This window comes from Shimazuella alba, assembly GCF_009831235.1.
GTDB lineage: Bacteria > Bacillota > Bacilli > Thermoactinomycetales > Thermoactinomycetaceae > Shimazuella > Shimazuella alba.
This window is the reverse complement of the sequence record NZ_WUUL01000001.1, coordinates 26,068-45,413: the sequence shown is the minus strand read 5'-3', so window position 1 is coordinate 45,413 and position 19,346 is coordinate 26,068. Positions and strand designations below refer to the sequence as shown.

The window sequence follows — 19,346 nt, the reverse complement described above, 5'->3', positions numbered from 1 at the left end:
TAATTATATCAATTTTTAATATAACTGTCACATTGATTTATAACATTCTACTATGAAAATGTTAAAATAATATTGATTTGCAATTATTAGAAAATGTTAAATTATGTATTTTCTGAATAATTATAATACAAAAGCATACAATTCTTAAGTATGCTTCATCTGTTTTAAAGATTACTCATTCTTTGTTGTGAGACTCGAAAAGATTGGTCAGAACCTTGTCTAAATCTAAACCATAAAAGTAATAGAAACCGAATGGTACTGCCCAAAGTAACAGAAAAGTTTGCTTCAAACGACGTATCAAGCATCGCTTGTTGAAAACAAGGTGTCACTTCTATTTCAGGTGCCCTATCCCATCGAATATAATGACTGATAAATCCAAGTATCGTCGTCTTTACTCCCCATATAATACCTGTTAGCACACCAGTTTCTGCTGCATCTCCTGTCCCTATATTTGTGTTCCATTCCCATTTATGACAATGTACACGAGCCATAAACCATCGTAGACTTTCTTGAAAGTATTTGACACGATGCAACAATACTTCATAGTTTTCATACCAAAACTCTATTTTGTCTTTGTTGATGAATGTGTCTTCTCCTTTCTTTTTTGTGGATGTCTCTTTATCACTTTCTACTTTCACACCTTTGTCCATATCTTTAAAGTCAACGGTGGGGATCGATAACCGATAATGAATCAACCCTCCTAAACCAGTTAATTTCACTTCCCCTTTATCGCGTTTAGCTGCTCGCTTATAATAAATTTCAATTTTAATTTTTGAGTAGTACATTAGAAAACCTAGTCCCAATACCACTATCAGAATAAACATTCCCATTTATATCATCACCATTTATAAAAGTAGAAAACCGATCCTTCTATTTTAGGATCGGCAAAAATTGGAATGAATATTCTTCAATACTTACTTCCTAATCATAAATGAGCTAATCTTTGCATACCAGTGGACAGGTTTTACACTTTGAACCTGCTGCGCTTGGCAACATAAAATACAAGCAGCATTTATTCCTTATAGGACTACTAGAAGTAAATGCAGAGAAAGGATTACTTGGTAAGTGAAACAAACTGCCATCTGCCTCTTGAGTAAGATAAATAAAATTCTCTTTTACAAAAGATGCCTCAATATGATTCAAACACATCCAAGATATATAAATGTAGGCATTTTCCCATAAAAGATCCATTTTTATACCTGTTAAATGAGAAATAGAAGTCCATAATGGTACTAAATGATCAGCAAAATAATGTTTAATATATCGGTCAATTTGTTGTCTGGAACAATGGTTTGCATTGTATGACAAAGTATTTTCATTGATAACAAGCTTGAATTCGCCTGTTTGATAGTCAATTTCTATATAGTCTCGATCTCTTTGAATCGAAGCAAATTGCCCGCTTGTTAATAACTGTTTGAGACTTGGTGCTAATAAAAAGTAGCTATATCGTTTAGAAAACTGAGAAGCAGAAATAATGGCAGATGGTGCAGATAATGCAGAGGTACACTCGGCTAGAAATGTCTGAAGAACATCAATTTGGAATAATTCATGTATGTGAATATATTTGGTTTGGGGTAAAGAGGCTAATGTCTCCATCTTATCGATTCCCTTATAATTTAATTGATAATGATATTTATTATCAATTGTAACTGGCAATATTCATTTCGTCAACGTTTTCAAAAAATAAAACTTCTTTTTTATTTTCGCTTTGATTTTCAACATTTGTAGACATGGGCAAGATGTACACAAAAGAAAAAGACCCATTTCTGGGTCCTATGTATTATTTATGCAGACTTCATCTTCTTTAAATCCAATATTTCCTTTTCCTGCTGAAGGGAACGTTTTGTCAATATCTCGATCATTTCATCTTGCTTTTTTATCTTTTCCATGATTAATTCCATATTCGTATTCAAATCGGAAGAAGATTCTTTAAGCGTTATCATTTTTTCATCGAATGAGCCGACCTTTGCATTAGTAGAACCAACAATTTGTAATAACTGTGTAATCATTTTCTCATTTCGCTCTTGGTTCTGCTTTAACTGGATTACGTCTTCTTTTACTCCACAAATGGCCTCTTTTACTACGCTTAATTCTTTCAAAATGATATCTTTATTGTTTGTCATGGGAACCTCCCTCACATTCTCACACCTGTTTTTTGATTATAGCGAATACGAGAAACAATTTCTACTATTATTTGGTTTATTTTCCATTTTTTCGTCAGAAAATGCGTTCCCTTGACATTAAAAACATCATTCTGAAGGGTTGGCTTCTTCTCCTTCCACCCCCAAACGTTCATACAAATTTTTCCGGTCTTCTTCCCACTCTTGCCAATGAAAAATAGATTCTGGAGAAGGTAATTCATCGATCTTATTTAATCCAAAGTAGTGAAGAAATTGGCGGCTAGTGCCGAATAAAATGGGTCTGCCAGGTCCTTCAGCTCTCCCAGCTTGTCGAATAAGCTCCTTTCTCTCTAATTGCTGGATTATTCGGTCGCTCTTCACTCCTCTTATCTCTTCAATTTCAACTCGTGTAACAGGTTGACGATATGCGATTATCGCTAACACCTCAATAGCTGCTCTTGATAGACTTGCACGCGCGGGTGTTTGCGCCATTTTTTGAATATAGGAGGTATGTTCTGGAAGTGTTGTCAATTGATAATTTCCTGCAACTTGAATTAATTGGATCCCACGATGATCAAGTTTCCATTCCAGTTGCATCTCATTTAATAAAAGTTGTACTTCTTGTTTTGGAAGCTCTAACATATGTGCAAGTTCTTTTACGCTTATTCCATCGGTACCTGCAGCAAAAATAATGCCTTCCAGTATACTTTTCCAATGCTTTGATTCCATCAAACGCTCTCCCTTGCACGAACTAACCGAATACAAATGTCCGAAAAAAGTTCCCCTTGTCTACATGTGATTGGTTTCGTTTTCATCAGTTCCAAAATCGCAAGGAATGTTGTAATGAGCCTCTCACGAGTAACCATTTCGGATTCTAGGATGTTCGAAAACCATAGTTCACCCTTTTGCAGTAGTTCTTCAAAAATTTGTTCCATTCGATCACTCACCGAAATCTCTTCTCTTGCTAATTTCGTAAGAGATGGCTCAGGTTCATTTTTTTTTTGCTCTAAAAGTGCAAATAAAGCTTTCCAGAGGTCATCTGGAGAAATCCCTTCTAATGGATTTTTTGTCGGTGTAAAGGGGGTTAAATCGAGTGGAAGACGAGAATATACTCTGCTTTGCTCTGATTCTAACTCTTCTAGTTGATCTCCTAGACGCTTGAACTGTTTGTATACTAACAACCGTTCAATTAATTCTTCTCTCGGATCTAACCAATCTCCCTCGTCATCAGCTATCTCAGTCTCTTTTATAGTGGGAGGTAATAACATCCTACTTTTCAATGATAACAAGGTTGCTGCCATTACCATAAATTCGCTTGCTATCTCCATGTTCCAAGCTTTTGCTTCTTCTAATACTGTGAGATATTGCTCCGTAATAGTAGAAATGGATACCTCATAGATATCCACTTCTGCTTTGTCAATTAAATGTAGCAACAGATCCAATGGGCCTTCAAAAGCATCTAGTTTTACTTGTAGTGTTGTTATTTACATCACAGCCTTTATTGCCTTTTGCAAATTTGCCATTTCGATCGCATTAACTGCAATTTCATGACCTTTGTTCCCTGCCTTTGTTCCAGCACGCTCAATTGCTTGTTCAATACTATTGACAGTCAATACCCCGAACAGAACTGGCAGTTGGTATTTACTACTCGCAGCTGCCACTCCTTTTGCGACCTCTTTGCATACATAATCATAATGGGTAGTAGCACCACGAATGACTGTTCCCAAAGTAATGATTGCATCATATCGCCCAGTAGAAGCAAGTTGCTCTGCAATAAGAGGAATCTCAAATGCACCAGGAACCCATGCAATATCTACATTGCGAGCGTCTGCCCCATGACGATATAAAGCATCTTGAGCCCCTGTTAATAATTTTTGAGTGATAAACTCATTAAACCGACTAACAACAACTGCAAAACGTAGCCCTTCGGCTACTAGCTTACCTTCAAACAAATTTGCCATTTTCACTAACCTCTTTTACTTTATAGATGAAGGAGATGTCCTAATTTTTCTTTCTTTGTTTCCATGTAGTGTTTGTTATGTTCGCCTGTCGGGAGTTGAATAGGTACCGTTTCCACTATTTCTATCCCATGTTCATCCAATCCTTTGATTTTGCGTGGATTGTTGGTGATTAGTTTTATCTTTGTAGCCTGTAAGTCTTTTAACATTTGAGCGCAAAGGTCATACGTTCTTAAATCATCTGCAAATCCCAGACGCAGATTCGCTTCTACCGTATCATAGCCTTCTTCTTGCAATTTATAGGCTAGTAATTTATTGAGTAGACCAATTCCTCTACCTTCTTGACGCATGTATAAAATAATTCCAGATCCGGCTTCCTCTATTTGTTCTAATGCAGCATGTAATTGTGGACCACAATCACATCTTCTTGAACCAAAAACATCACCTGTTAAACACTCGGAATGAATTCGTACCAAAATTGGTTCGTCTGGATTAATATCCCCTTTCACGATTGCTACATGTTCTTTTTGATCCATCGTATTGGAGTAACCAACCATTTTAAAATCACCAAAATCAGTTGGTAGCTGGATGGATACTACTCTCTCTACCAATGGCTCGACAGTTCGGCGATATTGAATTAAATCTTGTATGGATATCATCTTCATTTGATGTTTTTGGGAGAACTCTTTTAATTCTGGCAATCTAGCCATGCTGCCATCTTCTTTTAACACTTCACAGATGACACCAGCAGGGGTTCCACCAGCTAATCTTGCTAAATCCAGTGCTGCTTCAGTATGACCTGCTCTGCCTAGTACACCTTCTGTATTCGCGATTAATGGAAAAATATGTCCTGGACGACGGAAATGAAATGATTTTTTCGTAGGATCACAAAGTGCTTGTATGGTTGCTGCACGTTCTGCGGCTGAAATACCAGTAGTCACTTCATCATAATCTACTGAAACGGTGAATGCAGTTGCATGACGTTCCGTATTTTTTAATACCATTGGTGCTAGTTCTAGCTCTTCTGCTCTTTCCTTTGAAATAGACATACAAACTAAACCGCGACCATGGGTCACCATAAAATTAATAATCTCTGGCGTAACTTTGTCAGCAAGACAAACAATATCTCCCTCATTTTCACGGTCATGTGCATCTACCACAATTACCATTCGACCTTCTTTTAAATCTGCAATAGCTTCTTCTACAGTATGAGCCATCTCTCTACTCCTTCCAAAATTTAAAAACCGTACTTTGTAAGCTTTTCTTTATCTATTTCCTGTTTTTTTTCTTCTACTCGATTCCATTTCGCAAGGTATTTCCCAATAATATCGCATTCTATATTTACTAGATCACCTACTTGAAGAACCTTAAACTGCGATTGATGAAACGTGTGCGGGATCACGGAAACCGCAAAGGTATCCCTCATCACCTCCGTTAAAGTAAGGCTAACACCATTTATCGCAATAGAACCTGTTTCAACAAGTAAAGGAGTTATTTCTGGAGAACCTTGAAATTGGAAATAAATGCTGTTCCCGATTTCTGTTTTTTCTAATAGTGTCGCAACAGCATCAACATGACCTTGAACCATATGCCCCCCAAAACGATCACCAATCATCATTGCTCTTTCTAGATTTACTACTGTCGAAGGTCGATAATTTGCCAATGCACTTTTACGCACAGTTTCTGCCATCACATCTGCTACAAAATAATCTTTTCCCATACTTGTTGCTGTCAGACACACACCATTGACAGCAATGCTATCTCCGATTTTTGTTTTCTCTAGCACTTTTGAACAAGAAACGGTCAACTCCATGCCTTCGCCACTTTGAATGATTTGGACCACACGACCAATTTCTTCGACAAGTCCTGTAAAAATAATAATCTCCTCCTTAACCGCTGAGATAGCCAGTAACGCAAACATCTTGTCCGTATTGATTCCAAGAGACTCGATGAAGAGATAGTGCTTCCGACATTTTTTCAGGACTTTCTCCTCCGATAGAACTCGGACTAGATATACCTCCTAAAAATTTAGGTGCGAGGAATGCGATTACTTTATGTACATGATTTCCTCTCAACATAGAAGCATTAATTTGACTCCCGCCTTCTACCATCAAAGATAGAATCCCTTTCTCACCCAATATCTCTAAGACTTTAGTGATATCTACTTTTGGACCTCTTCCTGTAGAAATAACCTGAACACCTGCTTCTTGAAAAGCGGCTTCTTTGAAAAGATCTTTATCATCCGTAGTAAATATCCAAGTGGAGGCTTTTGATATATCTAAAATTTTAGCTGTGATAGGTGTACGTAGTTTACTATCTAAAATAACGCGAACCGGATGGATCCCATCCCCTTGTGGTAAACGAGTAGTCAGTTCAGGGTCATCAGCGATCACAGTATTTGCACCAACTAAAATCGCATCTTGTTCATGGCGTAACTGATGAACAAATGCTCTAGATTCCTCTCCTGTGATCCATCTGCTATCTCCATTAGCTGTAGCAATTTTACCATCCAAAGTAGTTGCCGTCTTCAGTGTAACAAAAGGCATTCCCGTTCTCCGATGGTAGAAATATGCTTCATTTAGCTGTAAGCATTCCTGCTCCAATACACCCTCTACCACTTCAATTCCAGCTTCTTTTAACCTAGCTATTCCTTTTCCAGCCACCAATTTATCTGGATCTCCGGAGCCAATGACAACACGCTTTACTCCGCATTCAATAATTTTCTCTGTACAAGGGGGTGTTCTACCAAAATGATTACAAGGTTCTAATGTCACAAAGATTGTACTTCCTTGTGCTTCTTCGCCTGCCATTCGAAGAGCATGTACTTCTGCATGAGGAGTTCCAGCTCTCAGATGAGCACCTGATCCAAGTAAACGATTTTCTTTCACTACAACTGCTCCTACCATCGGATTGGGAGAAGTTTGCCCGGCAGTTGCTTTTGCTAATTGGATAGCTAAACTCATCCATTGTTCATCATTACTCACTGAATACCTCCTAAATTACGACTTATAAGATCAGCTAGACCTTAGTCTAGTTGCACTTATGTAGATAAATGAATTCTTATCTACCAAAAAAACGACCAAACAAATTGTTTTGGTCGGGGTTTCTCTTGCATGACGAATCAGCCTTTCTGTTATGGAAAACAAAAAAGGTTTCTTCTATCCTTCTCCCATCCAGACTATACTGTCGGCTTTGGAATTTCACCAAATCAACCACAGAAATATATAATCATTTCTGTGGGTCACGGGCTAGTGTCTGATCGACACATCACCGTCGGTTGGGAATCTCACCCTACCCCGAAGGACAATTATATAGGTTATATTCTAAATCATTTGGTTCGCTATCACAATAATAAAGTACTAACCATAGGTTAGTGGCTAACTCCAATTTTTTTGTGTTGCCATATACAAGATAATAGTAAAAAAGATCGAGATAACAGTGGTATGCAACAAGGCAGCAAGTAACTGACCACCAGATAACACAATAATAACGCCTGAAACAGCTTGAAGAGTAATAAAGATAAAAGCTGTCCAAGAAGTTTTCTTTAATTGCTTTCTATCTGGATATTTTACCAAAATCAATAAAAGTAATACGAGCATTATCAACCACAGAGAAACAGCTGCGTAACGATGAAGCATCTGGATACCTGCTGGATTAGCGAGACTTGGCAATAGCTGGGGACCACAGAGAGGTACATGGTATCCACAAGCCATTGTTGCCTCCGCATGTCGAACGAGTGCTCCTGTATAAACTACAGCATAGGTATAAAGTACATATATCCAAAGAAACAAGCGAAAATTCCTGCTTATTGGGAAACGCGTTTTATTTTCTCCTTTTAACATTTGTCTTAGTTCTATGTTCAGTAGAATAACACTGGCTAAAGAGACGAGAGAAAAACCAAAATGTAATGCCAAAGCAGCATTTCTTTCAAAATCTCCTTGGAAAACCACAGTAAGTGCACCTAAAGCACCTTGTAAAACTACAAAAAACAAACTCCAAAATGCTAACCAACGGATTTTACTATTTTTCCAAAAGGAAATCCAACACCAAACAGCTAAGAGTAAAATGAGAAACCCGACTGCTCCAGATACTATCCGATGGCTGTACTCGATTACAGTTTCTATGGATACATCTTCTGGAATTAATTGTCCTTTACAAACAGGCCAACTATTCCCACATCCTTGTCCAGATTCTGTAATGGTGACAATGGAACCATGGATGAGCATAAGATAAGACCCAAATACGGTAAGCCAAGTTAGGACACGTAAATAGGGATATTGTTTTTGCATGAACTTGTCCCTCCTATCCAATTACACATTGTAACACAGATAAATTAATTTCCTAGAATAGACATAAAAACGTCAGAATTAAAAAAGGACGAATCATTCGTCCTTATCGTATGTATCCATATACTATTTTCTTTTCCATCCATTAGACTATTGATATGATTGATATCAAAGATTTCTCGTTTGAATTACACTCTTTTTTCTCGGATGGAAACGGCAAAACGTTTGCCAGCCTTCGTTTACATCTTCTTCACATAAGTTACTGGTTTCAGATTCCTGTACGTTTCGAATCAGTAGTGTAACGATGTATTCAGCCCAACCCAAGCGTATCCAATGGGTAGTTGTATTTCAATCGTCGCTTGATTTCCAGAAGTCCCTTCTCATATGGAATGTTTTCTTAATTATAAATTCCTTTGAAATAATAGTTGATCCCTCTTTCATGAGAGGATGAAGGCTGCTGGTAAGGGACTTATTCGCAGTCAGTGTGAGATACCCAGATGAAAAGATATAAATGAAGTGTTTTCCGGTAAATATTTATAAAATTGAATTAATTCTTGTATAAATTTCGTATTTACTTTTGGTTTTGGCTCTTCTAGTTGAATTTTGTAATAAGCTCTTTTGGTTAGCTCACCATGATAACCCCGGATTAAAGATGATTTTTTGTCTGTCTTGATCAATCGTAGGATAACAAAGAAGTTTAGCATCTGCAACTTGTACCTAACCATTCATTATCTGTCTCTCTTAATAAATAAACATTATGTGATTTGCGATTGAGACAACTTTCCACTGTAAAAAAGATATTTCTATCGTGATAAGTAAAGGGACGTGAATCTGCTGTTTGATTATAAGAAAAGATGTTGATTGATTCAGCTTTTCCCTCTCGTGTAATTGTTGGAAAAGCAAATACGATTGCTAGCGTTAACACGATGCTAACCATTTTTCAATAAGAACAACCCCTTACCTGGAATATATTTCAAATAATAGGCAAAAGGTTGTTATTATACAATATTTACTAAATGTGGTTCGCACATTGTTTAAGAAGCCTTGACGGAACCTTGTCTTTTTTTGTAATGTCTTGATAAGTTTCGCGCTCTACAATAACATCGGCCTCCCCTTCGTTTACTAAAACTACAGCGGGTCGTGGTAACCGATTATAATTGCTTGCCATCGAATAGTTATAAGCTCCTGTACAACTGACAGCTAGCAAATCTCCACTTTTCACTGGCGGCAGATGAACATCCCAGATCAACATATCTCCCGACTCACAACATTTCCCTGCAATGGATACTAACTCACCTGCTTCTTCATTTGCTCGATTTGCGAGTAATGCTTCATACTTTGCATCATATAAAGCTGTTCTTGGATTATCCGCAAGCCCACCATCAACCGCTATATATTTCCGGATATTTGGTATTTCTTTCATGGTTCCGATGGTATACAAGGTTGTACCAGATTCTCCTATTATCCATCTTCCTGGTTCTAACCATATTTCTGGACACTGATCAGGGAACGATTTTTCGATTATTTCCGAAATACCTTTTACAATGGTTTCGATTGGTTGCGGTGTATCCTTACTGGTGTAACGAATTCCAAATCCACCACCAATATTGAGTACAGTGGGGAAGAAACCAAAGTTGACATGACAGCGACCAATTAATTCCACAAGACGATTAATAGCTACTGCAAAAGCATTTGCGTCAAAAATTTGTGATCCGATATGGGAATGAAAACCTTTTAACACGAGATGTGAGCTTCCTAACACATACTGTACAGCTTGATCTGCTTGTCCACTTGATAAATCAAACCCAAATTTAGAATCTTCTTGACCTGTTTGAACAAAATTATGTGTATGTGCTTCTACTCCTGGTGTAATCCGAAATAGAATAGGTACTATTTTACCCCGTTGTTTTGCTATATCCTCTAGCATTGTAAGTTCAATAAAATTATCTACTACAATGTAGCAAACTCCATGTGAGATTGCTTCATTTAATTCATCTATTGACTTGTTATTCCCATGAAAATAGACTCGATCAGCAGGAAAATCAGCTTTCATTGCAGTGTAGAGTTCTCCACCTGATACAACATCTAAAAGAAATCCTTCTTCTTCTACAATTCGACACATTGCTACTGTATTAAAGGCCTTACTCGCATAAGCTACTCGGAATGGAACTGAACTCTGTTCGCATGCATGTTTTAATCGGCGCATCTGTTTTCGGATATTTGCCTCGTCCATGACATACAGTGGAGAACCAAATTGTTGTATGAGCTGAGTTGTATCGCATCCACCAATCTCTAGATGGCCATGATTATTAATCTTAGATGTACCGTGTAAAAACATAATTGTACTTCTCCTTTGCACCAATAATACATAACTATACGCTAGTATGTTAAAGGAGAAAAGCATTATTTCGTTTCATTTTGATAATGAATATTTAAAATAAGCTGAATTGCTTTTGTAGTAACAGGAGATCCGATCAAAATCGTATCACGATGACGCATTTTTCCAATATCACCAATTCCTATAATTACTGGAATAGATAATTTGTTAAGAATTTCAACTGTGTCTCCATAAATTCGTGCTGTTCTCTGACGCTGATGATATCCAAATTTATTTACACCTGTACTTACAATATTACCGTAGCTATCCAGTGACATGTGGACAGGTGTGCCTCTACTCCTCATACAATTGGATGCAACCACAAGAGCTCCTAGCACCTCTATATCCGGATGGGTAGCTACTTCATATAAATTACTTTCGCCAGAACCTGTTTTACTCGAACCGCAATCATCAAACATAACTAATATTGGATCATAGGCTGCTTGTGTAATAAAAGAAACAAGCGAATCCGCAGTAAGAGGGGATGGATTACCAGCAGATAAAGAGATACAGCGACCGCCGATATTTTTAGCTGCTTTTTCTAAACTATCTTTGGCTATCTGATCTCCATCTGTAACCAAAATAACTTTTCGTCTAGGCATGCTCTATCCTTTTGGTTTAAAAATAAGCGCTGTTAGCAGACCAAAAATAATGGCAGCAGAGATACCTGCACTCGTAATCTGGAATATACCAGTTAAAACACCGATTAACCCATCTTCTTTTACTGCAGTTAATGCTCCATGTACCAAAGAGTTACCAAAATTTGTGATAGGTACCGTTGCCCCTGCACCTGCAAAGGCTATTAGAGGATCATATACACCAATCCCATCTAAAATCGCGCCTGACACAACTAAAATCGTCAAAACATGTGCCGGAGTAAGTGGCGTTAGATCCATTAACAATTGACCGATTACACAAATGAGTCCACCAACAATAAACGCTGTAAGAAAAGATCCCAATGACAAACCCACCCTTATACTTGATATATGGAAGGTAGTATGTCCCAAAACAGATGTAAGATACAAATGGATCAATGTGCATAAATGACTCTTTTCTTTCTCATACTATCTTTTACTCTATTTTGGAAATAATGAGGTCATTATAATGGAAACGTTCCAACAACAAGAAGATAAGAAAAATAGTGATGAATTACTGTATACAGATTTGCAGGTTAATCTGGAACAACTACAAAAAAGAGTATCGAATGGGCCTGACTTAATCGTGCGTTCCTTTCAAACAAAAGGAAAAGAGAATGTTTCCCTCGTTTATTATAGTAGTTTAGTAGACAAAGTCTCTGTAAACGATCATCTATTACGACCGCTTATGTATCAGTTAGACAATACAAGTGAATTATTAGGACCTAATCTTTCCATTCCAATCGGAAAAGTGACAAAAGTGTTTGATTGGAACGATATAGAAAAAGCAATCTTTCAGGGGCAATCTGTACTGTTCATAGATCAAACATCCCATGCCCTAATCTTTTGTACCCAAGGTTGGCCCCAGCGTGGCATTCAAGAACCACAAAATGAATCATCCTTAAAAGGTGGACATCAAGGTTTCGTCGAGACACTAGAAATTAATCTAGCACTTATCAGACGTTATGTAAGCGATGATAACTTAGTGATTAAAGAGCATTCCATAGGGGATCGGGCTGAATCGAAAATATTGATACTGTATATAGATGACGTAGTAAATCCAGTATTTGTACAAGAAATAACAGCCCGGATACAAAAGGTAAATAAAGATGCTGTTTTGGATTTAGGTGAATTAGAAGAGATGATTGAGGATAATCCTTATACTATTTTTCCTCAATTTCTTATTTCGGAAAGACCAGATAGTGTGGCATCTAATCTCCTTCAAGGTAGAGTGGTATTGCTTATGGATCACTCCCCGAACGCTTTAGTTGCCCCTATGACATTAACTGCATTCTTTCAAAGCCAAGACGACTACAGCTCTCGTTGGATTGTTGCTACTTTTTTAAGGCTGTTGCGATTACTTTCGTTTTTTATCTCTATGAGTCTACCTGCATTGTATATATCTATTATTTCTTTTCATTATGAATTAATTCCGTTGGATTTAATGTTGTCTGTAGGGGAATCGCGCTCTAAAGTTCCTTTTCCACCTATATTAGAGGCTATTCTTATGGAGATCGCAATTGAAATGCTTCGAGAAGCTGGATTGCGTTTGCCTAATCCGATTGGACAAACAGTTGGAGTAGTTGGAGGGATTGTCATTGGAGAAGCTGCTGTTCAAGCTGGTATTGTCAGCAATATTATGGTCATAGTTGTATCTGTCACTGCAATAGCTGGGTTCATTATCCCAAACTATGATATGTCTAATGCAGTTCGACTTGTACGTTTTCCCATGATGATTATCTCCTCTTTATTCGGGATTGTTGGATTGTCTGTAGGTTTGATGGTATTATTCGCTCACCTCATTTCACTAAAATCACTAGGGGTTCCTTTTTCTAGTTCATTTGCACCTATTCATTTATCCGATTGGAAGGATAATTTTATACGCACTCCACTAAAAGCGATGAAAAAGCGACCTTTCTCACTCAAAGCCCAGCAGTCAAGACGCCAAGGGAAGGAAGACTAATAGTATGTTTAATAAAAAATTTTCTTTGTCCTTTAGCCAATATGTCTTCCTTATATACAAAACACAGATCGGAGTTGGCGTGTTAACTCTTCCCCATGATCTTTTTGTTATTAGTGGAAGTGACGGTTGGATTGCAATTATTATCGGATGGATGATATCCACTATCGTCAGCTTTCTAATTATAAATACACTTGAAAAAAACCCAGATGAAACTTTATTTGATTTACTTCCAAGGTACTTTGGAAAATGGCTTGGAAAAATCATTCTTGTTTGTTGGATCCTATATGCGCTATTCGCTGCCAGCTACTCTTTTATGTATACAGTCTATTTAATAAAAGTATGGGTTCTACCAAATACCAATCCAGTCTTAATTGGTCTCCTCTTTATTATTCCTATCTACCAAATAACTAGATTAGGGTTACCAATGATTAGTCGTTATGCTGAGTTCACCTTTCTGATTACGATATGGATGTACCCAATTATTTTAATTACTGCTCAAGAAGGAATATGGCTCAATCTCATGCCTATTGCAAGAGATGGATTTCTGCCAATCTTAAAATCAACACCTGTCACAGCACTCTCTTTTTTGGGCTTTGAGATGGCTTTTGTGCTATATCCTCGTCTCCAAAATAAAAAGAAGGCTTTTAAAGGCATATTACTTGCTAATACCATGACAGCCATTGTGCTGATCATGGTCACAGTTTTAAGCTATATACGCTTAAGTGAAACAGAATTAGCTTTTGCTGTTTGGCCTACTTTGGATTTGATTAAATTAGTCCATTTTCCTTTTTTAGAACGCTTGGAGATCATCTTTATTTCGGCTTATATCATTATTCTGTTTATGTCGGTTATTCCTTATCTACATATGGCTCTAATCGGATCTTCAAACCTTTTTCAACGTTCTATAAAAAAGCCTCTCCTTCCTGTAATCCTAACGATATGGGTGGGAGGTCTCTTTTTTCCTATTATCGGATTTCAGCCGGTTATTTCTATCAAAAAAATGCTATCCACATCAGGTTTAATCTTTGCATTCCTATTTCCGGTTGTATTTTGGATTTACAGCAAAGTGTTTTTAGCCATCTGTAAGAAGGGACAGGTGAAAGGATGAAAAACAAATTCATACTCACGATTGTCCTTATCTTAACCTTGTTCGTAAGTGGTTGTGGAGATCAAATGTATCTGGAAAAGTCAGATATCATCTTATTACTTGGAATTGATCTAGATGATAAAAATCAAGTAACCTTTTATGCAAGTACGCCTGTGTTCAATACAGAAGTAAAAAAGAATTATCACGTTATGAAAGTCAAAGCAAAAAGTTTACGTGAAGCTAGATATCAGTTTGATGCTTTGAGCCAAGGTTCCGTCGTGAAAGGGAAGATACAAACGATCCTAATTGGGAAGAAGTTCTTACAAGATAGATCCGTTATGCCTTATTTAGATGTCATATTGCGAGATCCAAAAGATGATCTCAGTAGTAGAGTAGTCATGATTGATGGACCGGTTGAAGATATACTTGATGCAAATATGGAAGATAAAGGGCGATTAGGGGTGGTAATCAGAAATATGATAGACGACACCTTTAAAAGCGGAACCATTCACAACCCAAATTTACAACAATTTGTCGCTCAACAATTTGATAAACGATTTAGTCCCATGATACCAGCAATGAAAGTAATCCATAAAGAGCCCAAAATAGCAGGTATTTCTTTCCTATCACATGAAGGTTTATATGTCACCTCAATACACTTGTCGGAAAGCCCACTTTTATTAAGTTTGCAGAAATTTTATCTGGAAAAAATACCCATTTCCTTATACATCTCTTCCAACAAAGTTCAAGAAAAAAAGGAACTAAGGCGAATAAGTATAGCGATAAAAGATATACAACGAAAAGTAAAAACTACCATTGTTAATGGCCATTTTCAATTTGATATTGAGTTAACTTTGCATGCAGATCTCGTGGAAAGAATGTTTTATTTAGATGCAGCAAAACACCCTCAACTATTAAAGCGAATCATTGAGGAACAGTTAGATCATGAATACAAAAAAATAATACAAAAAACACAGAAAAATAAAATCGATCCGATCGGCTTTGGAGTTTACGCAAGGGCAAAACAATACGATCATTGGAAAAAAATCGAAGATAAATGGTTTGATGAATATGCAAAAGCAAAAATAAATATATCAACCAAATTAGTCATTATAAATACAGGGGTTAGCCACTAAAATAAGGCGGTGTGAGCTCACATTTAGGAATATCAGAGTGATCTGGAACGTAGTAGGATAGCTTTTTTAAAAAATAACATGTTTCTGGAAGATGATGTTCTAAGAATCGATATGTTAACCGACTAAATATTTGTTTCTCTTTGTATTCATTTAACACATAGATAACTAATTGGTTAAACTCATTGACTGAATGTATAACCCTCTGCACAAACCTAGTTTGTTGAGGTACTTGATCATGTGTAAAATGTTCCATCTGCTTTATCTTTCGATTTATAGTTAAATAAGATAAAAATGTTCTTGATAGAACTGTTGCTTTCGTAATCAGATCTCCTTCTATGGGATCTAACCCGTTTGCTAATAGTTCTGCGTGCCCCGCTTGGTCTTCTAACCAAAGATCAAGTAACGCAATCAAAGACAGAGGAGGAGCTTCTTTTCCGCAACTGAGATAGCCTAGTATACGCAAGTATTCCTGATTCTCCAATAGAGTACCAGTTAAAAAAGATGGAGTTAAATTTAAATTTATTTGGTTTCTTAATCGTAAATATTCTAAATTAGACTCCAAAGAAAAATATCCATAAGCAATTGGATGAACTTCTCTTGCAAACGAAATGAATTCAGGTGAAGATACAGATAACTGTGGATTCAAATACTTTAACTGTTCTCTTAAATAAGCAAATTGATCAATAAAGCTATTTGCTATCTTCACATATTCTTTTTCTGAAGGGGATAAATAATCCCTTACAAAATGAGCGTGATCACTCAATATTTTTAACCAGAAATAGTGTTCTTCCCATGTAGAAATATATGCTTGATGATGCATCATCATCCTCCTTATCCTTTCTTACCATCCTATTATCATAAGATCTTCATTATCCCAACAAAAAAACGGAAGGATTACCTTCCGCCTTGGTCACAATAAATGCATTTTCATCTGAGAAATAATTTTTTTCTCCAAACGAGATACTTGAACTTGAGAGATACCAAGTCTTTTTGCTACATCTGATTGGGTTTGATCTTTATAGTATCGTAGATAGACAATAAGTCGCTCCCGCTCTGATAAATGATCGATTGCTTCCTTTAATGCTAATTTATCGAACCATGTGACATCTGATTCATCTGCTATTTGATCCATTAATGTGATCGGATCTCCATCGTTTTCATATACCGTTTCATGTATGGAAGTAGGTGCTCGGTTGGCTTCTTGTGCAAATACGATCTCTTCTGGTGTTAGTTCTAATTCATCTGCTACTTCTTTTAAGGTAGGAATTCTGTTTAATTTTTTACTGAGTTCATCTTTCTTTTTTCGCACTTTTGTCGCTATTTCTTTTAATGATCTACTTACTTTTACCATGCCATCATCACGTAAAAACCGTTGAATTTCTCCAATGATCATAGGTACTGCATACGTAGAAAATTTGACATCGTAAGAAAGATCAAATTTATCTATTGCTTTTAATAGTCCTATGGATCCTATTTGAAAGAGGTCTTCTGCATCATAACCACGACCCAAAAAACGTTGGACGACAGACCAAACCAAACGAATATTATGCTTGATCAAGTAATCTCTAGCTGCATTATCCCCTTGCTGACTGGAATAGATCAGTTGCTTTACCTCTTGGTCTGGCAAGTACCGGTGTCTTGTATTCCGTACATCAGCTTCCATTTTCCATCCCTCAATTCGCCATCGTTTGAGGATGGTTTTTTAACTGCTTCACAAGAAGAACCGTTGTCCCTTGGCCAGGTTTTGATCGTATGGTTACTTCATCCATAAAGTTTTCCATGATCGTAAAACCCATACCAGACCTTTCTAGTTCTGGTTTGGATGTAAAAAGTGGTTGTCTAGCCTGGCCAATATCATCGATCCCTATTCCCTTGTCTGTTATTTGAATCGTTATTTTGGTACCTTGAATTTCAGCGCGAATATATACCTGTTCTTCAGGATGTTCCTCATATCCATGAATAATGGCGTTGGTAACTGCTTCGGAAACAACTGTTTTGATATCATTTAACTCATCTAAACTTGGATCCAGTTGTGAGATAAAAGCAGCTACAGCAATTCTTGCGAATGCTTCGTTCTCTGATAAACTAGAAAAAGTAAGCTCCATTACGTTGCGATACATGCTATTCATGAGGCCACCTCGCAAGCAGAAATTGCGCTACACTCATCTTGATAGGTAGGCAAAATCTGAAATAATCCAGACATCTCCATCAATTTAAATACAGAAGGTTGAACGGAACACAAATACATCTTGCCACCTTTACTCGACATTTGTTTGTACCTACCTAAAATAACCCCGAGTCCAGAACTATCCATAAACTGAAGATTCTCCAGATTTAATACCAAATGAGTATGTATATCTTTGACTAACTCTGCTTCTATCCTGTTTCTTACATCAGATGCAGTATGGTGATCAAGATCTCCTGTCAATCGAACAATCAGTACGCGTTGGTTGGAAGTTAAATGAATGGATAACGACAACCTAGCACGCTCCTCTCCATCTTTTAACGAACTACTTCTCTTTATTACCTTATATTTCCTGCTAAAGAAAAACTCACCTTCCATACTCTTTTGTTTATTCCATAAGAAAGCTGACTGCATCGATATCGCAGTCAGCTTTCTTGATTAAAATAAAGTATCTTCTAAAACCTTCTTGATAGAAGTCCAAAAACCTGCTCTACCAATATTACTTGAGCTCACTAACTCAAGTTCAGCAACTTTTCTTCCTTCTTTATGGAACTCCATAGTCCCTAAAACTTGTCCCTTTTTGATTGGTACTTGTAAGCTACGCCATTTGATCACTTTACGTATCCCATTCGGATTTTCGCCTTTTTTCATCATCATGCTGATTGGATGGTGAGCACGAATCGTAATATATTCGGGATCTCCTTTTTCTACGCGTACCTTTGCAATTACTTCACCTTTTTTGTAGAACAAGCGGTTTGTAAATTGAGCAAAAGCATAGTCAAGCATTTGTGATACTTCTGCATTTCTCACTTTCGTGTCAGGCTCCCCCATCACAACTGCTATTACACGAAAATGATCCCGCTTCGCTGTTGCAGTCAAACAAAAACGAGCCTCATCAGTAAATCCAGTTTTTAACCCGTCTAAACCAGGATAAAAACGAACCAACTTATTTGTATTCACTAGCCAAAAAGGTTTCTTGCTTCCCTGTCGTAAATAATCTTGATAGAGACCAGTAAACTTTGTGATTTCAGGGTGTTTAAGCAACTCTCGAGACATAATAGCAATATCATGTGCGGAAGAGTAGTGATCAGGTACCGGAAGTCCGTTGGAGTTTTGAAATTTTGTATCATTCATTCCCAACTCTTTAGCACGAGTATTCATCATCTCAGCAAATTGCTGCTCAGAACCACCCAACTTTTCAGCCATCGCAGCCGAAGCATCGTTGGCTGAACCAACAGCAATACCTTTTAACATATCCCGTACACTCATTTGCTCACCAGGTTCTAAAAAAATTTGAGAGCCACCTTTGGAAGCTGCGTTTTCACTCACGCTGACTTGATCATTCCATTTTAATTGTCCACGCTCAATCGCTTCCATAATCAAAAGCATAGTCATTACTTTGGTTATACTAGCTGGTGGTAATTTATCGTGTCCGTTTTTTTCAAAGATGACAGCTCCTGTATCTGCATCTAACAGCACAGCTGAACGCGCATTGGGTGCAAGATCAGATGAACTATCAGGTCCTGCAAATACTGCTGCTGGAATAGAAACTATCCCCAAACAAAAGACAGAAATAAGAATGCTAAATCTTTTCCACAT

The 19,346-nt window shown here is 37.2% G+C and carries 21 protein-coding genes and 1 riboswitch; of the genes, 3 read left to right on the top strand and 18 right to left on the bottom strand.

Annotated elements, in window-relative coordinates:
• Window positions 1-164: 164 nt before the first annotated feature.
• The 13 genes from GSM42_RS00240 to spoVAE all read right to left on the bottom strand — a co-directional run bounded on the left by GSM42_RS00240 (window position 165) and on the right by spoVAE (window position 11,700).
• Window positions 165-830 carry a DUF2953 domain-containing protein gene (locus GSM42_RS00240; RefSeq protein ID WP_160799254.1) on the bottom strand — a complete coding sequence of 222 codons (666 nt, stop codon included), beginning with the start codon at window positions 828-830 and terminating at the stop codon, window positions 165-167.
• A gap of 106 nt (window positions 831-936) precedes the next feature.
• Window positions 937-1,596, bottom strand: coding sequence for a (2Fe-2S)-binding protein (locus GSM42_RS00235; RefSeq protein ID WP_160799253.1), 660 nt, complete (start codon window positions 1,594-1,596; stop codon window positions 937-939).
• Window positions 1,597-1,784: 188 nt separating this feature from the next.
• On the bottom strand, window positions 1,785-2,123 hold the full coding sequence (locus GSM42_RS00230) for a hypothetical protein (protein ID WP_160799252.1): 339 nt from the start codon (window positions 2,121-2,123) through the stop codon (window positions 1,785-1,787).
• 126 nt (window positions 2,124-2,249) lie between these two features.
• Window positions 2,250-2,849 (bottom strand): SMC-Scp complex subunit ScpB, encoded by a 600-nt coding sequence (scpB, locus tag GSM42_RS00225; protein ID WP_160799251.1) that lies wholly within the window; start codon window positions 2,847-2,849, stop codon window positions 2,250-2,252.
• Window positions 2,849-3,562 carry a segregation and condensation protein A gene (locus tag GSM42_RS00220; protein WP_202404697.1) on the bottom strand — a complete coding sequence of 238 codons (714 nt, stop codon included), beginning with the start codon at window positions 3,560-3,562 and terminating at the stop codon, window positions 2,849-2,851. Before GSM42_RS00220 ends, scpB begins: the two co-directional genes overlap by 1 nt.
• Before the next feature lie 42 nt (window positions 3,563-3,604).
• Window positions 3,605-4,081 (bottom strand): 6,7-dimethyl-8-ribityllumazine synthase, encoded by a 477-nt coding sequence (gene ribH, locus GSM42_RS00215; protein WP_160799250.1) that lies wholly within the window; start codon window positions 4,079-4,081, stop codon window positions 3,605-3,607.
• A 20-nt stretch (window positions 4,082-4,101) separates the two neighbouring features.
• Window positions 4,102-5,295, bottom strand: a complete 1,194-nt coding sequence (locus GSM42_RS00210; protein ID WP_160799249.1) for a bifunctional 3,4-dihydroxy-2-butanone-4-phosphate synthase/GTP cyclohydrolase II — start codon at window positions 5,293-5,295, stop codon at window positions 4,102-4,104.
• A gap of 20 nt (window positions 5,296-5,315) precedes the next feature.
• A complete protein-coding gene (gene ribE / locus GSM42_RS00205) occupies window positions 5,316-5,999 on the bottom strand; it encodes a riboflavin synthase (RefSeq protein WP_160799248.1) in 684 nt (227 codons plus the stop codon).
• The gene (ribD, locus tag GSM42_RS00200; protein WP_160799247.1) at window positions 5,968-7,062 is read right to left on the bottom strand and encodes a bifunctional diaminohydroxyphosphoribosylaminopyrimidine deaminase/5-amino-6-(5-phosphoribosylamino)uracil reductase RibD; all 1,095 of its coding nucleotides are present in this window, start codon (window positions 7,060-7,062) and stop codon (window positions 5,968-5,970) included. The genes ribE and ribD overlap by 32 nt, the downstream gene beginning before the upstream one ends.
• Before the next feature lie 173 nt (window positions 7,063-7,235).
• A riboswitch (FMN riboswitch) is annotated at window positions 7,236-7,386 on the bottom strand.
• 69 nt (window positions 7,387-7,455) lie between these two features.
• Window positions 7,456-8,367: a COX15/CtaA family protein gene (locus tag GSM42_RS00195; RefSeq protein ID WP_160799246.1), complete on the bottom strand. Its 912-nt coding sequence runs from the start codon at window positions 8,365-8,367 to the stop codon at window positions 7,456-7,458.
• A gap of 1,009 nt (window positions 8,368-9,376) precedes the next feature.
• Window positions 9,377-10,702, bottom strand: coding sequence for a diaminopimelate decarboxylase (lysA, locus tag GSM42_RS00190; protein WP_160799245.1), 1,326 nt, complete (start codon window positions 10,700-10,702; stop codon window positions 9,377-9,379).
• A gap of 65 nt (window positions 10,703-10,767) precedes the next feature.
• Complete coding sequence (gene spoVAEA / locus GSM42_RS00185; RefSeq protein WP_160799244.1) at window positions 10,768-11,343, bottom strand: stage V sporulation protein SpoVABEA; 576 nt, start codon at window positions 11,341-11,343, stop codon at window positions 10,768-10,770.
• A gap of 3 nt (window positions 11,344-11,346) precedes the next feature.
• Window positions 11,347-11,700: a stage V sporulation protein AE gene (spoVAE, locus tag GSM42_RS00180; protein ID WP_202404696.1), complete on the bottom strand. Its 354-nt coding sequence runs from the start codon at window positions 11,698-11,700 to the stop codon at window positions 11,347-11,349.
• 145 nt (window positions 11,701-11,845) lie between these two features.
• On the opposite strand from spoVAE, the gene GSM42_RS00175 reads away from it, so the two are divergent.
• Genes GSM42_RS00175 through GSM42_RS00165 form a run of 3 tightly spaced genes read left to right on the top strand, consistent with a single transcriptional unit; the run spans window position 11,846 to window position 15,562 of the window.
• On the top strand, window positions 11,846-13,339 hold the full coding sequence (locus GSM42_RS00175; protein ID WP_160799242.1) for a spore germination protein: 1,494 nt from the start codon (window positions 11,846-11,848) through the stop codon (window positions 13,337-13,339).
• A 4-nt stretch (window positions 13,340-13,343) separates the two neighbouring features.
• Window positions 13,344-14,447, top strand: a complete 1,104-nt coding sequence (locus GSM42_RS00170) for a GerAB/ArcD/ProY family transporter (RefSeq protein WP_160799241.1) — start codon at window positions 13,344-13,346, stop codon at window positions 14,445-14,447.
• Window positions 14,444-15,562, top strand: a complete 1,119-nt coding sequence (locus GSM42_RS00165) for a Ger(x)C family spore germination protein (RefSeq protein ID WP_160799240.1) — start codon at window positions 14,444-14,446, stop codon at window positions 15,560-15,562. The genes GSM42_RS00170 and GSM42_RS00165 overlap by 4 nt, the downstream gene beginning before the upstream one ends.
• On the opposite strand, the gene GSM42_RS00160 is transcribed toward GSM42_RS00165, so the two are convergent.
• The 5 genes from GSM42_RS00160 to GSM42_RS00140 all read right to left on the bottom strand — a co-directional run bounded on the left by GSM42_RS00160 (window position 15,552) and on the right by GSM42_RS00140 (window position 19,346).
• Complete coding sequence (locus GSM42_RS00160) at window positions 15,552-16,388, bottom strand: DUF2935 domain-containing protein (protein WP_160799239.1); 837 nt, start codon at window positions 16,386-16,388, stop codon at window positions 15,552-15,554. The two genes, GSM42_RS00165 and GSM42_RS00160, sit on opposite strands and share 11 nt — an antisense overlap.
• Window positions 16,389-16,472: 84 nt before the next feature.
• The gene (gene sigF, locus GSM42_RS00155; RefSeq protein ID WP_160799238.1) at window positions 16,473-17,225 is read right to left on the bottom strand and encodes an RNA polymerase sporulation sigma factor SigF; all 753 of its coding nucleotides are present in this window, start codon (window positions 17,223-17,225) and stop codon (window positions 16,473-16,475) included.
• A gap of 10 nt (window positions 17,226-17,235) precedes the next feature.
• Window positions 17,236-17,691 carry an anti-sigma F factor gene (spoIIAB, locus tag GSM42_RS00150; protein WP_275402099.1) on the bottom strand — a complete coding sequence of 152 codons (456 nt, stop codon included), beginning with the start codon at window positions 17,689-17,691 and terminating at the stop codon, window positions 17,236-17,238.
• A complete protein-coding gene (gene spoIIAA / locus GSM42_RS00145) occupies window positions 17,688-18,041 on the bottom strand; it encodes an anti-sigma F factor antagonist (RefSeq protein ID WP_160799237.1) in 354 nt (117 codons plus the stop codon). The genes spoIIAB and spoIIAA overlap by 4 nt, the downstream gene beginning before the upstream one ends.
• Before the next feature lie 144 nt (window positions 18,042-18,185).
• On the bottom strand, window positions 18,186-19,346 hold the full coding sequence (locus GSM42_RS00140) for a D-alanyl-D-alanine carboxypeptidase family protein (protein WP_160799236.1): 1,161 nt from the start codon (window positions 19,344-19,346) through the stop codon (window positions 18,186-18,188).